This window comes from Kitasatospora sp. NPDC056327 (assembly GCF_042261735.1).
Taxonomy (GTDB): domain Bacteria; phylum Actinomycetota; class Actinomycetes; order Streptomycetales; family Streptomycetaceae; genus Kitasatospora.
The window spans coordinates 13,492-17,073 of the sequence record NZ_JBHJRC010000177.1 but is presented as its reverse complement, the minus strand read 5'-3'; the positions used below and the strand labels follow the sequence as shown (position 1 = coordinate 17,073).

At 76.9% G+C, this 3,582-nt stretch carries 1 protein-coding gene and 1 pseudogene; both read left to right on the top strand.

The genetic code is table 11. The annotated features are described in order from the left end of the window. Nucleotides 1-1,105: type VII secretion protein EccCb (gene eccCb / locus ACFCX4_RS23680; RefSeq protein WP_376145623.1), on the top strand; the 1,105-nt coding region annotated here is incomplete at its 5' end. Nucleotides 1,106-1,183: 78 nt separating this feature from the next. Next, a pseudogene (locus tag ACFCX4_RS23675) lies at nt 1,184-3,582 on the top strand (hypothetical protein); the annotation flags it as partial.

The window sequence follows — 3,582 nt, the reverse complement described above, 5'->3', positions numbered from 1 at the left end:
GGTGCTGGACATCGCCGCCCGCGGCCTCGGCGTGGGCGTGCACGTGATCCTCACCGCCAACCGCTGGGTCGACGTCCGGCCCAACCTGCGCGACAGCTTCTCCGGCCGCCTCGAACTGCGGCTCAACGACCCCACCGAGTCGGAGGTCGGCCGCCAGGCGAGCCGTCAGGTCCCCGGCATCCCGGGGCGCGGCATCGTCGCACCCGGGGTGCTCTACCAGGCCGTGCTGCCCCGGCTGGACGGCCGCGAGGGCACCGCGGGCCTGGCCGGGGCCCAGGAGGACGCGCTCGCCGGGATCGCCGCCGCCTGGCCGGGGGCGGGCGCACCACCCGTGCTGATGCTGCCCGAGCGGGTGCTGCACGCGGACCTCGACCCCGAGCTCACCGAAGGCCTCCCGGAGGGCGAGGTCCCGATCGGCGTCGCCGAACGCGACCTGGCACCGGTCGGCCTGGCGATGGGCCCGGGCGACCCGCACTTCCTGGTGTTCGGCGACGCCGGCAGCGGCAAGTCCGGCTTCCTGCGCACCTGGATGGGCGCCCTCGCCGCCCGGCACACCGCCTGGGAGGCCAGGTTCATGGTGATCGACTACCGGCGCAGCCTGCTGGACGCCGTGCCCGAGGAGTACATCGGCGCCTACGCGGGCGACGCCGTCGCCGCGGCGGCCTACATCGAGCAGCTCATCGCCAAGCTCGCCGACCGTATGCCGCCGCCGGGCATCTCCGCCGCGCGGCTGCGCGCCAGGGACTGGTGGGAGGGGCCGGAGCTGTACGTGGTGGTGGACGACTACGACCTGGTCGCGGTCGGCCACCAGTCCCCGGTGGCCCGGCTGGCCGACTACGTCACCCAGGCCCGGGAGATCGGCCTGCACGTGGTGGCGGCCCGCCGGGTGGCCGGTGTCGGCCGCCCGCTGATGTCCGACCCGCTGCTGTCGCGCCTCAAGGACCTGGGCACCGGCGGCCTGATCCTCTCCGGCGACCCGCGCGAGGGCGTCCTGCTCGGCGACCAGCGCGCCGCCCACCGCCCCCCGGGGCGCGGCGTCCTGGTCCGGCGCTCCGGACCGCCCGCGCTGCTCCAGGTCGCGATCCGCGAGGAGGAGCCGGCCTGACGGCCGGCGGCACCCTCCGAACGCGCCCCCTTCTCCCCGCTCGCCCTTTCCGCAGCAGTTCCTCCGAGGTGGTACCGGATGGCCGACGACGGCTTCAGCATCAGTGAGATCTACGCCCTGGGCAACCAGTGGATCGAGCTGGGCACCACGGTGTTCACGGCCCGGCTCAACGCCGGCGGGGCCATGGACCGGCTCCAGTGGACCGGTGACGGTCTGGTGGCCGCGCACGAGGCCTGGAACCTCGTCGGCAACGGTGTCCTCGACCCGGCCGTCAGGACCTGCTGGACGATCGGCGACGCCATCAACGACTACGGCCGGGCCCTTGAGCGGATCCAGCTCGCCGAGCAGAAGGCCGCCAACGCGGCGGAACTGGCCGGGGCCATCGGCACCCTCCTCGGGTTCGTGCTCCCGTTCGGCCTGGGTCTGCTGGCCCGGCTGATCGCGCCGCTGCTCGAAGGCCTCATCACGGTCATCAGCAACCTCATGCGGACGATCGGGGAGAGCCTCCAGGTCGTCCTCAACATCGGCTCCTTCGTCGGGGGCGCCGTGGCCGGTGCCGCGCTCCAGTTGGGGACCGACCTGCTGAGCCAGCTGATCGCGGACAAGATCTACAACGTCCCGTTCTCGGTCGACTGGGGGTCCGAGGGCATCAGCATGGGCTTCGGGGCGCTCTTCGGCGGCCTCGCGGGCCTGGCCGGCGTGCACGGACCGGCGGGCGGCCGGGGCGCCGGGCCCAAGGGGGCCGGCGGCACCGGAGGGAACGTCCCGAGGATCGACCCGCCCGGCCAGAAGCCCCCCGTCACCGAGAACCCCGCGCTGTCGCACGGCGCCCCCGCGCCGCTTCCCGGCAGGCCGGGCGGCCTCGGCGGCATCACGCCGGGCAACCTCGGCAAGGTCCCGCCACCGGAGCTCTTCCCGGGCACCGGCAAGGCGCTGGGCTCCGCCCCGCAGGGCAGCCCGCCGCCGCTGTCGGGGCGCGGGCCGGTCCCGGGCGGGATCGAGCCGCCGCGCGCCGCACCCGTCCACGAGGGCCCCGGCGTCGCGCCGCCCGGCTCGTCCAGGACCGCGGGCCCCGGCGGCGGCCCCGCGCCGGTCGTCCGCGAGCCCGGAGCCGGCGCGCCGGCGGGAGCGCCCCGGCCCGACCCGGGGGCCCCGGGCCGGCCCGGCGGACCGACGGAGCCGGGAGCCGGCGCCCCGGGCACCACCACCGTGCCCAAGGGCCCAGGCGGACCGGCCGCGGGCCGCGAGGCGCCGGTGGCGCCGGGCGGCAAGGACGGCGGGCCGCCCGAGTTCACCTCGCGCTCCGTCAACGAGGCGCCCGGGAGCGCGGGTTCGCGCGGCACCGGCGCGACGAACGAGACGTCCGGCGGGTCGCCCGGCCAGGTCCGGTCCAGGACGCCCGTCGGCGCCGAGACCTACACGGCCCACTTCGACCCGCAGCCCGCCGGCGCGCGGGCGGGCGGGACCGATCACGGTGCCGACGGGCGCTCGTCCTCGGTCTCCGCCCGGGGCGCAAACGGCGAGGGTGCCGGCCCGACCACGACCCGCGACCCCTTCGCGTCGCGGACTCCCGGGCCCGCCGAGGGGGCGCGGCCCGAGGGAGCCCGGAACCCCCTCGCGGAGGGCTCGGGGGCACCCGCGAGGGAGGGGCGGACCCTCTCCGCAGGCGCTCCGGACCCCCGGGGCACAACGCTGGACCGGATGCCGGAGAGCGTCCGGCCCGGCGACTCCTCGGCCCCCGTCACCGGGCCGAACGAACGGACCGGCCCGGCCGCGGTGGGGCAGAAGCCCCCGGCGGAGGGCTCGGTGCACCAGGGACAGCCGGAGAAGGGTGGTTCGTCGGCCGGTTCCTCGGTGAGGGGGGCGGATGGTTCGGGGAGGGCCGGCGGTCCCGCGGAGCGGTCCGTGAGCACGGTGGAGCCGTTCTCGGGGCGGGGTGATCGTCTCGGCGGGGAGGGGCGGGCCTCGGAGGGGACCGGTTCGAAGGCCGGGTCGTCGGGTGCGGAGCCGGAGAAGGGCGGGCTGTCGGGTGGTTCCCCGGAGAAGGGGACCGAGGGTTCGGGGGGCGGGGCGAAGCAGCCCGTCCGCGAGGGCGCGACCTGGAATTCCGAGGACCGGTTGACCCTGGAGCGGGAGCGGCTGGGCCGGGTGGAGAAGGCGGGCGAGTCGCCGGCAGAGGGTCCGGCGCCGGCCAGGCCGGTGGCGCGGCCGTTCGGTGCGCGGGAGGTGGTGACCCCGGCCGATCTTCCGTCGGAGGGCGCGGGCGCGGCGGGCGGTGGGCCGGTGCAGGGGATGCGCTCCGGCGGTTCGAAGGTGATGACGGTGACGGACTCTTCGGCGACCGGTGGTTCGTCCGCGGGGAGGGCCGGCGGTTCCGCGGAGCAGTCTGCGCGTACGACGGAGCCGTTCTCGGGGCGGGGTGATCGTCTTGGTGGGAGGGGGCCGGTGTCGGAGGGGGCCGGTTCGAGGGCCGGGTC